The organism is Bradyrhizobium sp. Leo78 (genome assembly GCF_059512425.1).
This window is the reverse complement of the sequence record NZ_JCAMOT010000017.1, coordinates 1-18,611: the sequence shown is the minus strand read 5'-3', so window position 1 is coordinate 18,611 and position 18,611 is coordinate 1. Positions and strand designations below refer to the sequence as shown.

14 protein-coding genes and 1 tRNA gene are annotated in these 18,611 nt (G+C 62.9%); 11 read left to right on the top strand and 4 right to left on the bottom strand.

Going from position 1 to position 18,611, the window contains the following annotated elements; genetic code table 11:
* Window positions 1-106 precede the first annotated feature (106 nt).
* A complete protein-coding gene (locus AC5ZG1_RS21435; protein WP_496134011.1) occupies window positions 107-673 on the top strand; it encodes a phosphatase PAP2 family protein in 567 nt (188 codons plus the stop codon).
* 11 nt (window positions 674-684) lie between these two features.
* Here AC5ZG1_RS21435 and AC5ZG1_RS21430 read toward each other — a convergent pair whose 3' ends face one another.
* Window positions 685-3,402, bottom strand: a complete 2,718-nt coding sequence (locus AC5ZG1_RS21430) for a bifunctional diguanylate cyclase/phosphodiesterase (RefSeq protein WP_496134010.1) — start codon at window positions 3,400-3,402, stop codon at window positions 685-687.
* Window positions 3,403-3,644: 242 nt separating this feature from the next.
* On the opposite strand from AC5ZG1_RS21430, the gene AC5ZG1_RS21425 reads away from it, so the two are divergent.
* Window positions 3,645-4,343, top strand: coding sequence for an ABC transporter permease (locus tag AC5ZG1_RS21425; protein WP_028164016.1), 699 nt, complete (start codon window positions 3,645-3,647; stop codon window positions 4,341-4,343).
* On the opposite strand, the gene AC5ZG1_RS21420 is transcribed toward AC5ZG1_RS21425, so the two are convergent.
* Window positions 4,317-5,123 carry an ABC transporter substrate-binding protein gene (locus AC5ZG1_RS21420; RefSeq protein ID WP_028164017.1) on the bottom strand — a complete coding sequence of 269 codons (807 nt, stop codon included), beginning with the start codon at window positions 5,121-5,123 and terminating at the stop codon, window positions 4,317-4,319. The genes AC5ZG1_RS21425 and AC5ZG1_RS21420 overlap by 27 nt on opposite strands.
* 248 nt (window positions 5,124-5,371) lie before the next feature.
* Here AC5ZG1_RS21420 and AC5ZG1_RS21415 point away from each other — a divergent pair, with 248 nt between their 5' ends.
* The 4 genes from AC5ZG1_RS21415 (at window position 5,372) to AC5ZG1_RS21400 (ending at window position 12,198) form a co-directional block, all read left to right on the top strand.
* Window positions 5,372-5,737, top strand: a complete 366-nt coding sequence (locus AC5ZG1_RS21415; RefSeq protein ID WP_456645478.1) for a hypothetical protein — start codon at window positions 5,372-5,374, stop codon at window positions 5,735-5,737.
* A gap of 113 nt (window positions 5,738-5,850) precedes the next feature.
* Window positions 5,851-7,068: an efflux RND transporter periplasmic adaptor subunit gene (locus AC5ZG1_RS21410; RefSeq protein ID WP_456645479.1), complete on the top strand. Its 1,218-nt coding sequence runs from the start codon at window positions 5,851-5,853 to the stop codon at window positions 7,066-7,068.
* Window positions 7,061-10,297, top strand: coding sequence for an efflux RND transporter permease subunit (locus tag AC5ZG1_RS21405; protein WP_456645480.1), 3,237 nt, complete (start codon window positions 7,061-7,063; stop codon window positions 10,295-10,297). Before AC5ZG1_RS21410 ends, AC5ZG1_RS21405 begins: the two co-directional genes overlap by 8 nt.
* A gap of 62 nt (window positions 10,298-10,359) precedes the next feature.
* Window positions 10,360-12,198, top strand: coding sequence for an alkaline phosphatase family protein (locus AC5ZG1_RS21400; RefSeq protein WP_496134009.1), 1,839 nt, complete (start codon window positions 10,360-10,362; stop codon window positions 12,196-12,198).
* A 35-nt stretch (window positions 12,199-12,233) separates the two neighbouring features.
* Here AC5ZG1_RS21400 and AC5ZG1_RS21395 read toward each other — a convergent pair whose 3' ends face one another.
* A complete protein-coding gene (locus tag AC5ZG1_RS21395) occupies window positions 12,234-12,806 on the bottom strand; it encodes a hypothetical protein (RefSeq protein ID WP_456645482.1) in 573 nt (190 codons plus the stop codon).
* A 390-nt stretch (window positions 12,807-13,196) separates the two neighbouring features.
* Between AC5ZG1_RS21395 and AC5ZG1_RS21390 the strand changes: the two genes are divergently transcribed.
* The 3 genes from AC5ZG1_RS21390 to AC5ZG1_RS21380 all read left to right on the top strand — a co-directional run bounded on the left by AC5ZG1_RS21390 (window position 13,197) and on the right by AC5ZG1_RS21380 (window position 16,136).
* Entirely contained in the window at window positions 13,197-13,856 is a 660-nt protein-coding gene (locus tag AC5ZG1_RS21390) for a peroxiredoxin (protein ID WP_456645483.1), read from the top strand.
* Between the two features lie 267 nt (window positions 13,857-14,123).
* Complete coding sequence (locus AC5ZG1_RS21385) at window positions 14,124-15,692, top strand: adenylate/guanylate cyclase domain-containing protein (protein ID WP_496134008.1); 1,569 nt, start codon at window positions 14,124-14,126, stop codon at window positions 15,690-15,692.
* A gap of 165 nt (window positions 15,693-15,857) precedes the next feature.
* Window positions 15,858-16,136 carry a histone gene (locus AC5ZG1_RS21380; protein ID WP_456645485.1) on the top strand — a complete coding sequence of 93 codons (279 nt, stop codon included), beginning with the start codon at window positions 15,858-15,860 and terminating at the stop codon, window positions 16,134-16,136.
* 806 nt (window positions 16,137-16,942) lie between these two features.
* Here AC5ZG1_RS21380 and AC5ZG1_RS21375 read toward each other — a convergent pair.
* Window positions 16,943-17,386 (bottom strand): hypothetical protein, encoded by a 444-nt coding sequence (locus AC5ZG1_RS21375; protein ID WP_028164026.1) that lies wholly within the window; start codon window positions 17,384-17,386, stop codon window positions 16,943-16,945.
* Window positions 17,387-17,609: 223 nt separating this feature from the next.
* Between AC5ZG1_RS21375 and AC5ZG1_RS21370 the strand changes: the two genes are divergently transcribed.
* Entirely contained in the window at window positions 17,610-17,879 is a 270-nt protein-coding gene (locus AC5ZG1_RS21370; RefSeq protein WP_130230579.1) for a hypothetical protein, read from the top strand.
* 97 nt (window positions 17,880-17,976) lie between these two features.
* A tRNA-Arg gene (locus AC5ZG1_RS21365) sits at window positions 17,977-18,053 on the top strand.
* Window positions 18,054-18,611: the final 558 nt, after the last annotated feature.

Genomic DNA, 18,611 nt, shown 5'->3' with positions numbered 1-18,611 from the left:
GGATTGTGAGCGGCAAACTCGTGGCCGAAATTTTCGTTCCCATGCGCGGGTGCGCCGCGAAACCATCGCGGCCGTCAAAGGTTTGTAGTCTCGAAGGGAGAATCCGATGGCGCTTTTCCGGGTGCAGCCAACCCGTGCTGATAAGGCAATCGCCGGCACCGTATCGGAATACACAACGCCGACAGCCGAGCGGGTCGCGGAGGTGCTGACCTGGGGCGCTGATGAGCACGTGCTCAGCGCGCTTGCGCTGGGCTGGTGGCTTTATTCTCGCAACAAGGACGCGAAGCGGCGCCGCAACAGCAACCACATCCTCCTGACCACGATCGTCGCGGCTATCCTGCCCCACGTGCTGAAAACGGTATTCGACCAGGAGCGCCCCGATCGACGGACAGCCCGAGGTCACCTTCATGGCGTGCCGTTCTCCGGCCAGCCAGAGGACGCTTTTCCGTCCGGCCATGCGATTCACGTCGGTGCAATCGCCTCAGCCGCAACCGTGCTTCCGCCGGCAAAGCGCAACGTGGTATGGGCGATCGGTGGAGGTTTGGTGCTGACACGCGTCGTCCTGCTTGCGCATTGGCTGAGCGATGTCGTTGCCGGCCTTGCGATCGGCGTGCTGACCGAACGGCTGTTGCGCCCCATCACAGGCTACGGCAAGAATCGGCGCGAACGCTGAAGCGTCGCCGATCAGGCCGCGTTCTCCACCTCGGCGGCTTCGGACGCCAGCATCGCCCGGATTTCCTGCGCCGTGCGCGCCGCGCTGAACAGATAGCCCTGCATCTGGGTGCAGCCCAGCATGTGCACAGCGTCGCGCTGCTGCTCGGTTTCGACGCCCTCCGCCGTCGTGATCATATCGCGGTCGGCCGCGATGCTCACCACCGCGCGAATGATCGACGCCGACGAGCTGTTGCGGGTGACTTCCTTGACGAAGCTGCGGTCGATCTTGATCTTGTCGAACGGGAAACGCTGCAGATATTGCAGCGAGGAATAGCCGGTTCCGAAATCATCCAGCGCGATGTGGACGCCGAGCGCGCGGAGCTGGTTGAGTGCGATCAGCGCGGCATCATCGTCCGCGATCAGCACGGCCTCGGTGATTTCGAGCTCGAGGCGGCGCGGATCGAGCCCGCTCTCGGCCAATGCCGCTGCGACCTTCAACGACAACGCATCCGACTTGAACTGAATTGGCGATACGTTGACCGCCACCCGCACATGGGCGGGCCAGGTGGCAGCCTCGGTGCAGGCGGTTCGCAGCACCCACTGCCCGATCTCCTCGATCAGGCCCGTCTCCTCCGCGACCGGAATGAATTCGGCCGGCGATACCATGCCGCGCACCGGATGCCGCCAGCGCACCAGCGCCTCGCAGCCGGTCACCTCGTCGCTGCGCAGGTCGACGAGCGGCTGGTAATGGATTTCAAACCCGCCCTCGACCAGCGCAGTGCGCATATCGGCTTCGAGCTCGCGGCGAAGCTTGGCCTCCTTCTCCATTTCCGGCTCGAAGAAACGGTGGGTGCGGCGACCGGCAGCCTTGGCTGCGTACATCGCAAGGTCCGCGCGTTTCAACAAGCCGAGCAGATCGGTACCATCCCGCGGCGCGACCGCGATGCCAATGCTGGCGTCGCCGGACAAGTGATGGCCGTGGCAATCGAATGGCGTCCGCAGCGCCTGATAGATCCGTTCAACCAGCGCGCTGACATCGCCATCGGCCGTGATGCCGCGTTGAACGATAGCGAACTCGTCGCCGCCGAGACGCGCGATGAAATCCTCAGGTCCGATCGACTGCCGCAACAGTTCGGCGACACCTCTGAGGAACTCATCACCGATCAGATGGCCGAGCGAATCGTTGATGCGCTTGAACTCGTCGATATCGATATAGAGGATCGCGAACTGCACATCGGCTGTTTCGAGCAGCAAGCCTTCGGCGTGGCGCTGGAACAGCGTCCGGTTCGGCAAATTGGTCAGCGGATCGTAATGGGCGAGATGTTCGATCTTCGCCTCGACACGGCGCCGCTCGGTCACGTCCTCGAATGTCGTGGCCCAACCCCCGTCCGGTGAATGTTTGAAGATCATTCGGATAATTCGCCCGTCCTGCGTCGAGAAATGGCGTTCGCCGATCTCGCTGCTGTTGGGTCCGATGAAGTGCGCGCAATATTCGTCGACATCGCCGATAAAGGATCCGATCGCCTGACGGTGCAGCACGAGATCGCGCAGGTGGCATCCGGGCTTGGCGACGTCAGGAGATACGCCGAGCATATCGAGATAGCGCTGATTGCAGACCACGAGCCGGCCCGACGCATCGAACAGCAACAGCCCCTGGGTCATGTTGTTGATGGCGGTGTCGAGATGAAGGCTCTTCTCCGATAGCTTCTGGCGCGCGGCCTCATGCTGTCGCTGCAGTTGTCTCACGATCGGGAAGATCGTGACGATGACGACGACGATCGCCAGGATCGCAGCGCTGAACTGCAGTTTCGTCTGCGCCCGCCAGTTGGCGAGCGCGGTCGAGGTCTTGGTCGTGGCAACGATCAGGATCGGAAAATGAGTGAGCGGTCGAACTGCCCCGATCTTGTCTTCGGCATCTTCAGTGCTGAAGCGCCCCGAGATATTCCCGTCAAGCGTCAGCGCCTTCTGGAATGGCCGGAGACCGGCTACGCTCTTACCGACCGCCCCGTCATCCTTGGGATAGCGGGCGATCACCGTGCCGTCGCGATGGATCATTGAGATGATTGTGTCGCCATTCAGCGCCAAAGAGGCGACGAAATCCTCGAACTGGCTGGGCTCGACACCCCGGCTGGAAAAGCCGATGATGGCGCCATTACCGTCGACAATCTTGCGGGCGAACAGCGTCGTCCACTTGCCCGTGACGCGGCTCACGGCGGGCTCGACGATGACATCCGGCGTCGGCTTGCCGGAGGTGAACTCCCTGAAATATCGCCGATCCCTGACATTGAGGTCGGGCACCGGCCACATCTCGGAGGAATTAATCAGCCATCCCTCGGCATTGAACAGATTGAGACCACCAACATGCGGCAGCGCCGCAAGCCTGGTGTGCAGCATTTCGTGCGCACTCAGCAGTGACATCACCTTTTCGAACTGATCGGCCGTATCGACCCCGTCCGCCCGCATGTTGGCGACGACATCATCGTGCACGTGCTGGAGATCGGAGAGCTGCTGATCGAAATGGCGGGACAGCAGCAGCGCCGTGTTGGAGAGTTCGCGTTCGGCAAGATCGAGCGCGCGCTCCCGGAATTGCAGCGCCAGGTACCCGGTGCCGAGCCCGATCGCGGCCACGAGCGCAGCCGCGCACAGCACGAGCCACTGAATTGCGCTCAATCGCGGTGGCGCCGCGGCGGCCCATTTCGGCCACCACCGGCTCTGCAAAATATCGCTCTTGGCCGAGCTGTCTGACATTTCCCTGCCCCTACAAGCGCTTGTTGTAGGAGACACAACCCAAGAGGGCGTTAGGAAAATGAGTTATCAGCCGGTTAACATGGAACTTTGTTTCTGAGTGTTACCAGATTTCGACCGCGCAACATCGCTTGTGCGGTATTGGACGTTACGCAGTTTATGAGAGATTTAGGTGTTTGCTGGATGGTGGCAGCCGGCAATCTTCATTCGGGCGATTTCACCGGGGCGGCCAAGCGCGCAGCAGGATGAATGATTTCACGCAATCGGTGGCGACGGCGCTCTCGCTGATCGCAAGTCTTGACGCTGAGCTGATCGGCATCGTCCTGCTATCGTTGCGCGTCAGCCTGACGGCGAGCCTGCTGGCGCTGCTGATCGGCGCCCCCCTCGGCGTCCTGCTCGCGATTAGCCGGTTTCAGGGCAGGCAGGCCACGATCGTGCTGGTGAACGCCATGCTCGGCCTGCCGCCCGTGGTGGTCGGACTGGCGCTTTACCTCCTGCTGTCGCGTTCCGGTCCGCTCGGCTTTGCCGGACTGCTGTTCACGCCGAGCGCCATGATTGTCGCGCAGACGATCCTCGCCACGCCGATCGTGGTCGCACTCGTGCACCGTCCGGTCTCGCTATTGTGGGCGGAATATGCCGACCTCATGCGCACCGATGGCATGTCGCGTCTGCGCAGCATGGCGCTGTTGTCGTCGCTTGGCCGCGCCTCGCTGTTGACCGCGTTCCTCGCCGCGTTCGGCCGCGCCATCGCCGAAGTCGGCGCCATCATCATCGTCGGAGGCAATATCCGCAGCTACACCCGGACCATGACGACTGCGATCGCGCTGGAAACCAGCAAGGGCGAGTTGCCACTCGCGCTCGGGCTCGGCCTGATCCTGCTCGGCCTCAGCGTGACCGTCAGCACGGTCGCGTTCCTGCTAGTCGGACGCGTTGGGGAAAAATAGCTGCTCGCCCCCGACCTTGTAGTCGGCGATCACCTTCTGTCCCTCGGCGGAGATCAGCCAGTCGACGAAGGCCTGGCCATCCTTGGCTTTCACGGTCGGGTGCTTGGCCGGATTGACCAGCATCACGCCATATTGGTTGAACAGGCGCCGGTCGCCCTCGGTCAGGATCGCGAGATCGCCGCGATTCTTGAACGACAGCCAAGTGCCGCGATCGGAGAGCACATAGGCATTGTCGGATGCGGCCATGTTGAGTGCGGGCCCCATGCCCTGCCCGATCTCGCGATACCAGGATCCCTTCGCCGTCGCGATGTCGATGCCCGCCTCCTTCCATAGCCGCAATTCGGCCTGGTGCGTGCCGGAGCGGTCGCCACGCGAGACGAAGGTCGCCTTCGCGGCGGCGATCTTTTTCAGCGCTTCCGTGACGTCCTTACCGCCGGCAATATGCGCCGGATCGGCCTTTGGCCCGATCACCACGAAATCGTTGTACATCACGTCCTGGCGCTTGACGCCAAATCCTTCGGCCAGGAACTTCTCCTCCGCCGGGCGATCATGCACGAACACCACGTCGGCATCGCCTCGCCGTCCGATGTCGAGCGCCTGGCCGGTGCCGACCGCGACGACCTTGACACCGATCCCGGTTGCCGCCGTAAAGCGCGGCAAGAGGAAACCGAACAGCCCGGATTGCTCGGTCGATGTCGTCGATGCCACCGTGATTGAGCGCTCCTGCGCGAACGCGCTGGAGATCATGAGAAGAGTTGCGACCACGATTCGTGCGAGCATTTCCCCACCTCCGCCAAGCCGGCTGTCCAGGAAGTTCTACTTCATCTCAGCCTGCCCGACCATAAGCGAGGCGATCCGCCGCAGCGATCGGAAGCCGGCTTTTACAATGCCCCTAACTGCGCGACTCCGTCGTCGCGCCATCATGTTCCGCGTCACAAGGAACAAGCGACCGCCGGCGAAAGCGTAACGTTATAGCATTCAGCACTCTGCTGACTTGAATCGGTACCGGGGCGGCGCTAACTAACGGCATGGATTCTCGCTTCGCCGCACCGGATTCTTCGACCTGCAAGGCCCCGTCGCGCCGGTGGCGCAGCCTGCTTGCGGGACTGATCTCGCTAGCGCTCGTGCTGTCCTTCTTTCACGGTCTCGGCTTCGACAGCGACGATGCAGTGCCGGCACTGTCGATCGCGCAACTCGCCGGTGATGCCACCGACAACGCTCCCGTCCATCCAGCATTGCCCCATGGCGATCATTGCTTGACCCACGTATCGACCGTGGCGACACAGGACACGTCGATCACGATCGAGTATACCGCGCACGCCTATCGCTTCCTTGCCATACGTGCCCCCGAAGCGGCCGAACCGATCTCTCCCTTCAAGCCACCCCGCGCCTGATCCGATCAGCATGACCGATCCGGCCGCGCTGCCTCCCGGCAGCGCGCCCAACTTGCACGCATGGCTATGGCAGCAGCGCCGGGCTCGGACCCGCGCGCGGCGGGAAGGCATATATGAGACGGATTCTTCTTTTCGTTGCCGGCATCATCATCGGCAGCGGCCTGGGCATCACGGTTTGGTCGCATTGGCCGCTGTCGGGAACGCCAGCGCAACCGGAAGCGGCGACGACCGGGACAGCAAAAGCCGAAAGCGAGGATCACGGCACCGAGCGCATCGTGCTGAGCGAGGAGCAGATCAGCGATGCCGGCATCAGGCTGGCACCGGTTGCGGGCGGTACGCTCAGACGCCATTTCCTGGCGCCAGGCTCGCTTATTCCCGACGCCGACCACGTCGGCCGCGTCTCCGTACGCGTGCTGGCAACGGTCGGCGAACTGCGCAAGCGCCTCGGCGACAGTGTCGAAAAAGGTGAGATCGTCGCCGTCATCGAAAGCCGCGAAGTGGCGGACGCCAAGAGCGAATACCTCGCCGCGCGGCTGACCAACGATCTGCAGCAGACCCTCTACAACAGACAAAAAAGCTTGGCCGAAAGCCGGGCCATGTCGGAAAACGAATTCCTGCGGACCCAGCTCGCCGCCAACGACGCTAGGATCAAGCTCGACGGCGCCAGGCAAAAGCTGTTCGCGCTGGGTCTGTCCGAACAGGAGATCGCCGATCTCCCGAACCAGCCGCCGGAAAGCCTGCGCCAACAATATTTACGTGCGCCGATCTCGGGCCGGGTCTCGGAGCGGCGCGTTGACCTCGGCGGGCTGATCGGCCGCGAGGGCCAGGAAAGCGAACTGTTCGTCATCGTCAATCTCGACGATATCTGGGTCGATCTCGCGGTCTCCCCGGAAGACATCGCCGCCGTGCGCGAGGGCGGTCTGGTCACGATCCGCGCGATCGGTAGCGACGACGAAGCGGTCGCGCGGGTGATCTTTGTCAGCCCCCTGCTCGATCGCGAGACCCGCAATGCTCGCGTGATCGCGACGCTGCCGAACCGGGATCACCGGTGGAGGCCCGGCACTTTCGTCACCGCCGAAGTGCCGCTCGGCGGCGAGCCCTCCAAGGTGATCGTCTCGAAGAAGGCGCTGCAGACCGTCAAGGGCAACGCCACGATATTCGTCCGTGACGCCGAAGGGTTCGAGGCGCGACAGGTGCGTACCGGTCGCGAGGATGATGACGACGTCGAGATCGTGAGCGGTCTATCGCCCGGAGAGACGATCGCCGTCGCCAACACATTCACGCTCAAGGCCGAGCTGGAAAAGGCCGAAGCGGAGCATGGCCATGATTGAGGCGATCATCGGCTTCTCCGTTCACCGCCGCTGGGTGGTCGTTGCGCTCTGCGCCGTCGTCATGGCGCTCGGCGGCTTTGCGTTGACGAGGGTATCGATCGACGCGGTGCCCGACATCACCAACAAGCAGGTGCAGATCAACACCGCGGCCCACGCGCTGTCGCCGCTCGAGATCGAGAAGCAGGTCACCTTTCCCGTCGAGACGGCGCTCGCCGGCGCGCCCGGCCTCGAGAGCACCCGCTCGCTGTCGCGCAACGGCTTTTCACAGGTGACCGCGGTCTTCAGCGAATCGACCGATATCTACTTCGCGCGTCAGCAGGTCACCGAACGCCTCGCCGAGGTTCGCGCACGCCTGCCGCAAGGCATCGAGCCGCGGATCGGTCCGATCTCGACCGGGCTCGGCGAGATCTACATGTGGACCGTTCGGTTCGCCGACAAACCGGTCGAAGCCGACGGCGCGCCGGGCCTGCAACGGGACGGAAGCTTTGTCACCAGCGACGGCGCGCGGCTCAAAGGCGACATCGAGAAGAACGCCTATTTGCGCACGGTACAGGACTGGATCATCCGGCCGCAGATCAAGACTGTTCCGGGCGTCGCCGGCGTCGATACGATCGGCGGCTATCTCAAGCAGTACCAGGTCCATCCGGATGCGGCGAAGCTGATCGCCCTCGGCTTGACCTTTGCCGATGTTGCGAACGCGATCGAGGCCAACAATGTCAGCCGCGGCGCGCGCTATATCGAAAAGAACGGCGAGGGATTCGTCGTGCGCTCCGGCGGTCGCATCGAGAACATGGAGGAACTCGGCACCATCGTCGTCACTACGCGCGGCGGCGTTCCGGTGCGGATCCGCGATATCGCCACCGTCACGATCGGCGGCGAAAGCCGGACCGGCAGTGCCAGCGAGAACGGCCACGAGGTGGTGGTCGGCACGGCGCTGATGCTGATCGGCGCCAACAGCCGCACCGTGTCGTCGGCGGTCGATGCGCGACTGCGCGAGATCGCGCCGACACTGCCGCCGGGTGTCGAGGTCAAGACCGTGCTCGACCGCACCCAGCTGGTCGATGCCACCGTCAGAACGCTTGCGACCAATCTGAGCGAGGGCGCACTGCTGGTCGTTGCTGTGCTGTTTGTCCTACTGGGCAATTTTCGCGCAGCGCTGATCACCGCGCTGGTGATCCCCGTGGCGATGCTGATGACTGCGATCGGCATGTGGCAGGGCCGCATCAGCGCCAATCTGATGAGCCTGGGCGCACTCGATTTCGGCCTGATCGTCGATGGCGCCGTCATCATTACGGAGAACAGCCTGCGCCATCTGGCGGAGCGGCAGCGCGACCTTGGGCGTCCCCTCTCCCGCGACGAGCGGCTGGCCACCGTGCGCGCCTCCGCGGTCGAGATGATCCGCCTGAGCCTCTACGGGCAGGCCATCATCCTCCTGGTTTACGTGCCGCTCCTCACCTTCACCGGCATCGAAGGCAAGATGTTCACGCCGATGGCCGTGACCGTGATCCTGGCATTGGCATCGGCATTCGTTCTGTCGCTGACGCTCGTTCCCGCAGCGATTGCCATTGCCGTCACGGGACGCGTACAGGAGCATGAAAGCGGGCTCGTCAGCGCCTTGAAGCACCTGTACCGGCCGCTGTTGCGCTATGCGATTGCCGCCCCGCTGCCCGTCATCGCAACGGCTGCGGTGCTGTTTGCGGTCGCACTCGCTGGCTTCGCGCGCCTCGGGCAGGAGTTCATCCCGTCGCTGGACGAGAAGAACATCGCCATGCATGCGCTGCGGATTCCCAGCACCGCGCTGTCGCAATCGCAGGCGATGCAGCTTGCGGTCGAGAACGCCGTCAGCCGTTTGCCGCAGGTCGCCTTCGTCTTCTCCAAGACCGGAACGGCCGAGGTCGCGAGCGACCCGATGCCTCCGAACGCGTCCGACACCTTCATCATGCTCAAGCCGCGCGATCAATGGCCGGATCCGTCGATGACGAAGGAGCAACTGGTCGAGCAGATCGCAAGCTCCGTCAATCGCGTGCCCGGAAACGTCTATGAATTCACCCAGCCTATCCAGATGCGCTTCAACGAGCTTCTGGCCGGCGTTCGCGGCGACATCGCCGTCAAGGTGTTCGGCGACGAGTTCGAGCCGATGCTGAAAGCGGCCAACGAAGTGGCCTCGGTCCTGCGCTCGGTGCATGGAGCGACCGACGTGAAGGTGGAGCAGGCCGGCGGCCTTCCTGTCCTCGATATCAAGGTCGACCGCGCCGCGATCGCCCGTCGCGGTCTGAGCGCGGCGGCGGTGCAGGATGTGATCGGCGCCGCGGTCGGCGGCCAGGACGCAGGCGTCGTGTTCGAGGGCGACCGCCGGTTCGACATCGTCGTAAGGCTGCCGGAAGCGTTGCGATCCGACCTCGAGGCGCTCGGCAACCTTCCCGTGGCGCTGCCGAAGGCAACGCCCAACGCCCCGGTCCAGAGCCTTCCACTCAATCGATTGGCGCGCTTCTCCTTCACCGAGGGGCCGAACCAGATCAGCCGCGAGAACGGCAAGCGCCGCATCGTCATCACCGCCAACGTGCGCGGCCGTGACCTCGGCTCGGTGGTCGCGGAAGCCCAGGCCAAGGTCGGCCAGCAGGTCAAGCTGCCGCCAGGCTACTGGACGAGCTGGGGCGGACAGTTCGAGAATCTGGCCGCGGCCCGGCAGAGGCTCGGCATCGTCGTGCCGGCCTGCTTTGCATTGATCTTCCTCTTGCTGCTGGCGGCCACGGGATCGGCGCGCGATGCGCTGGTGGTGTTCAGCGCCGTGCCGCTCGCACTCACCGGCGGCATCGCCGCACTCTGGCTTCGCGGCATGCCGTTCTCGATCTCAGCAGCGGTCGGCTTCATCGCGCTGTCGGGCGTCGCCGTGCTGAACGGCCTTGTGATGCTGAGCCTGGTCCGCAAGCTCTATGAGGACGGCATGCCGCTGCGGCAGGCCATCGAGAATGGCGCCCTCACCCGGCTTCGCCCGGTCGTGATGACCGCACTCGTGGCGGCGCTCGGCTTCGTGCCGATGGCCTTCGCCACCGGCACGGGCGCGGAGGTGCAAAAGCCGCTGGCGACCGTCGTCATCGGCGGCCTGATTAGCGCAACACTGCTGACGCTGGCCGTCCTCCCGGCGCTCTACGCACGGTTCGGACGGCGCGTTGACAAACCTGTCGCAGAGCACGCACAGGAGCCCGCCTGTAACAATTCTGTCATATAGCAAAACTAAACGGGTGCGACGATCGATCGCAGGATCGTCGCTTCTGACAGGGGGAAATGAAGATGCGCCGCACAATAACATTGCTATCGGCAGGCTTGATCACGCTCGCGGCCGGGGCCGCATCGGCCCAGAACAGCACGCCACGTAACGTGATCCTGTTCATCCCCGACGGCCTGCGCTCGCGCATCGTCACTCCGCAGACGGCGCCGGCGATGGCGGGTATCCGCGACAAGGGCGTCAACTTCAAGAACTCGCATTCGCTGTTTCCGACCTTCACCATGGCCAACAGCTCGGCGATGTCGACCGGCCACTATCTCGGCGACACCGGTACCTTCAGCAACACCATCTACACTGGCTATTCTTCGGCCCCCGCAGGCGACACCGTTGTGCCCTTCATCGAGAATGACGCGGTGCTGGCCGACATCGACGATCACTTCAACGGCGACTATCTGAACGAAGAGACCATCCTGAAGATGGCGCGCGAGAAGGGTTTCAGCACCGCCGCCATCGGCAAGGTCGGCCCGACGCTGCTGTTCGACCACACCGATCGCGGCAAGCACACCATCATCTTCGACGATTCCACCGGCGGCAAGAATGGCGTTCCCGCATCCGAGGAGGTGAAGGATGCGCTCACTAAGGCCAACCTGCCCCTGACGACGCCAAGCCGTGGCGACAATGGCAAGGCCGGCGACGCCAAGACACCCGGCACCACGGTCGCCAATGTCGCCCAGCAGGCCTATTTCGCGGACGTCGCCACCAAGGTCGTGCTGCCGATGTTCAAGGCGCGCAACAAGCCGTTTGTCCTGGTGTTCTGGTCGCGCGACCCGGATGGCAGCCAGCACAACACCGGCGACAGCCTCAACACGATCACGCCCGGGATCAACGGGCCGACCTCGATGGCCGCGATCAAGAACGCCGACGACAACCTCGCGCAGTTGCGCAAGGCGCTCGACGAGCTCGGGCTCGCCGCCTCGACCAACATCATCGTCTCCGCCGACCATGGCTTCTCGACGATCTCGAAGGAGAGCAAGACCAGCCCCTCCGCCAAGATCTCCTACGACGACACGCCGAAGGATTTCCTGCCGATGGGCTTCCTGGCGATCGATCTGGCCAAGGCGCTGGACCTGCCGCTGTTCGATCCCAACGACAAGAACGCCCGTGTCGCAGACAACGCCCATCCCAAGGCCGGCAACGGCGTGCTCGGCCAGGACCCCGCCAAGCCCGACGTCGTCGTGGCCACCAATGGCGGATCGGACCTGATCTATCTGCCGAACCGGGACAAGAAGCTCACTGGGCGCGTCATCAAGGCGCTGCTGGAGCAGGACTATGTCAGCGGCCTGTTCGTCGATGACCGGCTCGGGCGCTTCCCCGGCACGTTGCCGATCTCCCAGCTCAACCTTCGTGGCAAGGCGGCGACGCCGACGCCGTCGATCGTAGTCAATTTCCGTTCCTGGTCGTCGGGCTGCGAAGAGCCGACCAATTGCTCGGTCCAGGTCGCCGACACGGTCCTGCGCCAGGGCCAGGGCATGCACGGCAGCTTCAGCCGGGGCGACAGGCTGAACTTCATGGCGGCGATCGGACCCGACTTCAAATCCGGCTATGTCGATCCCCTTCCCGTCAGCAACGCCGACGTCGGCATGACCATCGCCAAGCTCCTGGACCTCCGCGCCAGCGCCAATGGCGGGCTGCTGGGTCGGGTGATGTCGGAAGCGATCCCGAACGGCATCGTCCCGAAGATGGCCGACGGCACCGTCACCTCGAAGCCGGACACCAACGGGCTGCGCACCGTCATCAAGTTCCAGCGCGTGCTGTCGACCCGCTATTTCGACGTCGCCGGTTTTCCGGGGCGGACGCTGGGCCTCGAGGTCGAGAGCGGCAAACAGAAAACGGCGGGGAAATAGCCCCGCCGTTGATCCTCTTCTCGCTGTCGGGCGATTTACATCAACCCGATATCGAGCACATTCGGGAGCTGCACCAGCGGCAGCGCCGCGGCGCCGACCAGCGTGGCGACCATCGCGGCGAGCGCGTGGCTGGTGCGGCGCTTGCCACGCATCTGGCTCGCGATCCACTCCAGCACCTTGATGTCGATATTGCCGGCGTGCGTGGGCGCCCAGCTCTCGATGTCGGTGTCCGGCGACAGCGCAACCGTGCGCGGCGGCACCGGCAGGCCGGACATCGAGGCGGCGTGATGGGCGACCGCCTTGGCCAAGAGGTCGTCGAAACGACCATCGTCGCTGCGCTCGGCCGCGGCTTCGTTGATCTCGAACAGCGCCGCGACCTCCTCCCGGCTCACCGGCTGGTGGGCGACGGCGGAAGCGGTGAGGATGCGCGCGCACCAGGCGGTGTCATCGGCATCGAGCGCTCGGGAAAAATGGATACGGCCCTTGGTGGTGGGGCCTTCGCCGGTGATCACGCCATCGCGTACAATGGTCAGCGCATGCGCGGCGGTCTTACGGCAGGACGGTTGCAGGGCGACCACATCGGTCGCCTCGATACTGGGGGCAGACATAGCGAGACTTCTCAGTTCCTTATTTCAGTCCAGCATTTCCATGCCGGCGTAAACGAGTGGTTACCGATTCGAAACCGGGGTTTCGACATTTGTACATAGTTGCCAATTGGTCGCTGTGACCGCTGTCACGGTTCGAGCCCGTTAGCAGATCGGACCCCGCAGATGGGGACCATAAAAGGCAATTCCACGGCAATCCGTGCTCTTGCGGGCATTATGGGTTTTTTCGCCGCAGGCAGGCCGATCAAAAGAAGTTGCTCGAAGTTCCGTCACAAAAGAGAATGATTTCACCTTTTAGCTACAGTGGTTCACTTAAGCCCTTGCAGCTCCTATACTCGCGTGCACACCGGCACAGAAAATTCTTTAGCCACTTCAATAGCATGAGGCAACACGATGACACTTCCCATTGGCGCGACCGCCCCCGATTTCGAAGCCGAAACCACCGAGGGCAAAATTAAATTCCATGACTGGATCGGCAATAGCTGGGCGCTTTTGTTCTCGCATCCCAAGGACTTCACCCCGGTCTGCACCACCGAGCTCGGCGCGCTCGCCAGGCTGAAACCGGAATTCGACAAGCGCGGCGTCAAGCTGATGGGCCTTTCCGTTGACCCGGTCGACCGCCATGCCAAATGGTCTGAAGACATCAAGGAGACCCAGGGTGCCGCGCCGAACTACCCGATGATCGCCGACACCGACTTCAACGTCTCCAAGCTCTACGGGATGCTGCCCGCCTCGACCTCGGGCGATCCCCTCGTCCGAACACCGGCGGACAACCAGACCGTCCGCAACGTCTTCATCATCGGCCCCGACAAGAAGATCAAGCTGGTGCTGGTCTATCCGATGACCACCGGCCGGAACTTCCAGGAGATCCTGCGCGTCATCGACTCGCTGCAGCTCACCGCTAAGCATCGCGTCGCGACGCCGTCCGACTGGAAGCAGGGCGAAGACGTCATCATCGCGGGCTCGGTCAGCGACGACGAAGCCAAGACCATCTACCCGGCGGGCTGGAAGGCGCCGAAGCCCTATATCCGCATCGTCCCGCAGCCGAAGTAGCGGCTCGCGCCATCGATATCCGACCATCATGCCCGGCCTTGCGCCGGGCATGATGGAGCTGTTCCGAATTGCATTTTCTCCCTCCGGATCGCCCTCTCCGCCTAACCCAGGGCCGTCACCGACTGCCGGCACCCGCACCTTCATCCGCCGCGGCAAGTCGCTCCAGTTACGCATCAATTTGAAGAAAGCTGCTTGGTAGCCGCGCTTTACAGGCGATGGCTGCAATGGAAGTTTAGTCTGCGAACGGGCAGGAATCGGATCATCGCGATGGACAGCAATCCCAGACAAATACGCTCCGCGGCACTGACGGGGTTCCTGATTGCGCTGCTGCTCGCCGCCCTTCCGGTCGCGGTATGGCTCGACCTGACCAGTCTCGCTGAAGTCGCGCTCCGGCGGCAGGCCAATGACCTCAATTCCCTCGTCAGCAGCGTCCGCTCCTATTACGCCTCGAACGTCGTCGGACGGATATTGTCCCATCCCGGCCAGACCCAGGTCGTCCACAACTACGAGACGATTCCGGGCGCCATCCCGATCCCGGCGACGCTGTCGCTCGAACTCGGCAAGGTCATCAGCGAGCAGCAGCAGAACATCACCTACCGCTTCGTCTCGGACTTCCCGTTCAAGAACCGGGCACCGCACCAGCTCGATGAGTTCGAGAGAGCTTCGCTGCAGAGCCTGCGCACCAACCCGGACCAGAAGATCGTCGACACGACGACATCGCTGTTCAGCGACCGTGTCCGGCTGGTCGCCCCGGTCGTCATGGGGCCGGCCTGCGTCAGTTGCCACAACTCCCATCCCGAAAGCCCCAAGACGGACTGGAAGGTGGGCGATGTCCGCGGCATCCAGGAGGTCGCGATCACGCAGCCGATCGCGGCGAACCTGTTCTCCTTCAAATATCTGCTCGCCTACCTGGCGCTCGCCAGCATCAGCGGCCTCTCCTTCCTGATGATGCAGCGCCGCCAGGCCCGGCAGATCCAGGCCATGAACCGCGAGCTCGAATCCAACAACGATTTCCTCGCAACGCTGTCGCTGAAGATATCGCGCTACATCCCGCCGCAGATCTACAAGAGCATCTTCAGCGGCCAGAAAGACGTCACCATTCACACCGAGCGGAAGAAACTGACGATCTTCTTCTCGGACATCCAGAATTTCACCGCCACCACCGAGCGGCTGCAGCCGGAGCAGATCACCCAACTGCTCAACGAGTATTTCACCGAGATGTCCGAGATCGCCCACCAGCATGGCGGCACGATCGACAAGTTCATCGGCGACGCCATGCTGATTTTCTTTGGCGATCCCGAAACCAAGGGCGATCGAGCGGACGCCGAGGCCTGCGTCCAGATGGCCTGGAAGATGCAGCGCCGCCTGCTCGAGCTGAACGCCAAGTGGCGCGCCGCCGGCATCGAACAGCCCTTCAAGTCGCGCATGGGCATCAATTCCGGCTACTGCAATGTCGGCAATTTCGGCAGCGTGGACCGGATGGACTATACGATCATCGGCGCCGAAGCTAATCTGGCGGCGCGGCTGCAATCGATCGCCGAGCCCGGAGGCATCGTGGTCAGCTATGAGACCTTCGCGTTGGCGAGGGACATCATCCAGGCCCACCCGCTGCCCGCGATCACCATGAAGGGCATCAGCCGCGAGGTGATCCCCTATTCCATCGACAACGTGCTGGACGACGCCGCCAAAGGCGACGTCATCGTCGAGCGGACGGCCGGGCTGGATTTCTACCTTGATCCATCCGTGCTCGATCCGCAGGGCATCGACCGGATCAAGGCGATCCTGAGCGATGCAGTCGCAGCGCTCGACCGCAGGCGCGCCACGCCCGCGCAGTAGCGAAGACAGGACGACAATCGAAGCGCCGGTCGCTGGCATCTGTCCCTGAGAGCGATCGCGCTTGCCGACTACGCCGAACTGAGCGGTGCGCAAATGACGACATCGATTTGACGCTTTCAAGAATCCGGCTATCGTTGTGCTCTCGTTCAACTGTTGGGGGATGACATGGACGACGACAAGCCCGTAATCGAAGAGGTCACCGACACGCTCGGCGCCGCCGCAACGGCCACCATCGAAGCCGCCGCGACAGCCGCGAAGAAGGTGCGAAGGGCCGCCAAGAAAGTGGCGAAGAAGGTAGCGGCGGCCAGGAAGAAGAGACCGACGAAGACCGGGAAGGCCGCCAAGAAGTCGGCAAAGAAAGCCAAAAAGGCGCCGAAGAAAACGTCCAAGAAAGCCACCAAGAAAACCTCCAAGAAAAAGAAGGCCAAGAAGTCGAAGCGCTGAGCAAAGCCGCGGCCCTCGCCCCTCGTCGTCCCGGCGAACGCCGGGACGACGAGGGGCGAGGTTCGGATTCAAATTTCAAATAGCGTGACGATGTGCGTTCGCGCTCTCGCGGCATGAAGTGCCCGAGTTTTGCTTTACTTTTCACCCTCCTCGATCGCAGAGGGCGCAGGGAAAGCCGGGTGCTGGTTGCACCCGTGGGTCCCGCGCAACAAAAAGCACGGGGGTAGGACCACAGGTTCAACCGAAGCATTCCGGCTTTCCCTGCGCGATGGTGTTACGGTTTCCTTCGTGCTCTCCCCGGTGACCGGGCTCTTTTGCCACCGTCATCCTCAGGGATGTTTCCATCCCCCAGGACTTAGCGCCAGCGTCGGGGCGCCAGGACCACACGACTTCGCCGTCCGCGATGCGCGTGCTCGTCAGTCACGTCAATCGCGTCCACCGCATCCCACCGCAACGTTCGTGACGATCGCGACCCGCCCCTCATCCGCCGTGAGACGCGCGGAGTTAAATCACTGATTTGCCCGACGGCGGAAGCGGAATGTTTTTTGTGTGAGGGCTGGACGGCGCAAATCAGGTTGAAATCGCTTGCGAATTTTCCTCCGCTGTCATTCCGGGGCGCGCCTCTTGGCGCGAGCTCTGATGTGCAATTGCACATCAGAGAATCCATTGCGCCACATGCGCGAGCGGACAGATGGATTCCGGGCTCGATGCTTCGCATCGCCCCGGAATGACGGAGGGCGTGGGAATTGGGCCCCCGGAATGACGAGGGAAATTGCGGTGAGGCAAATGACTGAAACCGGCCCGCCCTACCACTCTTCCGGACAGGGATCGACGATCTTCCAGAGCTCAACGCCGTTCTTGATCTTCTTCATTTCGGTGGTCAGCCCACCGTTGCGGCGGATCCAGTCCTTCACCGTCTGCGGGTAATAGGACATCAGGTCGGAGGTGCCGTCGAGGCTCGTGACCTTGATGCCGAAGGTGAAGGCCTTGTCGTAATAGGCCTGGTGGAAACCGACGCTCGCCCTGGGCGTGACGCAGATCTTGTTCATCGGCACGATGCCGAACACCAGCGTGCAGGCGGAATTGCAGATGCCATCGATGATGACGCGATCGCCGCGATCGCGGATGCGCTTGTACTTGGCCTTGTACTCATCGACGTAGCCGCCGTGGTCGCGCGTGATGTGCAGCACGGCACGCGCCGGCGCCATCGCGAGAGCAAGGAACAACAGGGCGAGAAGCGTGATGCGCATGAACAATGTGACAGTCGCCTTGGTCGCCTCAAACAAAGCCGGCTGCGGGCCCCGGACCAGACCCCAAAACTCTGGCCGGACTGTGTTGGGAAACCGTTAAGCATCCAGAATGGGCCAAAAATTGACGTGATGTGGCCGATTTCCCGCAGTTTTTCCCTCCAAACCGCGCTAAATGAAAGGCCGGATCGGCCAGAATCGCCCCGGCTGGCCCTGGAGACGCACAATGCCCAGACTGAAGTTTTTCGCCGCCGCAGCGGTTCTCGCCGCCATGGCTGCCGCCCCAAGCGTGGCCGACGCCCGCCATTACCGCCATCACCACCACCACCGGCACTACGCCGGGCACCTGCCCTATCAGATCAGCTACCTCCACAATTACGGCCCGGGGCCGACGCCCGGTACGTTCGCCTATTACGACGGCCCGGCGACGGTAAAATGCCGCCAGAGCGCCTCCGCCTATATCGGCCAGGACGGCCGCCGGCATCCCTGCTTCTGAAAGCGGGACCGGGAGCGGAACGACGTGCGGGAGCATCTTTCCCGCTCTCCCCCGCTGGCCGTTCCGGCCCAACTCTGATAATCGACACGAACCGCACGCGCTCGTAGCTCAGCTGGATAGAGCATCGGATTTCGATTCCGAGGGTCGGGAGTTCGAATCTCTCCGAGCGCGCCAGCCGGCACCTCCTAAATGTCTTGGAAATCCTCTACGTTTTTCCCGATGAGCCACCTACCAAGTGGAAAGCTTGGGAAGCTCACTTCCAAAAGTTAGTTCGTTTTCGTCAACTCGGATTAGCGGGAATTCTGGGTACAATGGATGCTTGAAGGACATTCGTTCAATGTCCAATATTGCCGTCTCGCCACCTACGTTTTATCGGCTTGCCGTCGGCCGTTAGATTGCCACTACAAACCAGCGTCGCTGGCGCAGCGTGAGCAGACACGATCAGCCCGAAAAAGACTACAATAAGCGCCCCAATTCGCATCATTAGCCCCTTGTTGAATCAGCCTAGCTTCGTTGCCTGCGTGTCACAAGTTGGAGTTGCCATCCCGCGCGACGCGTCCGAACATAGAGTCTTCCAGCTTAGCTGAGGATATAAGACGAACGTCCCCTTGCACTCGCGCTGCGGTTGCTTGGTTGCGAGCAGCAGAGTAAGCCCTCGGTGAAGGCCGCCTTCCCGGATTGTGCTCGATGATGAGATGATTTGCTCATTGATTTGCAAACAAATGAGCAAAC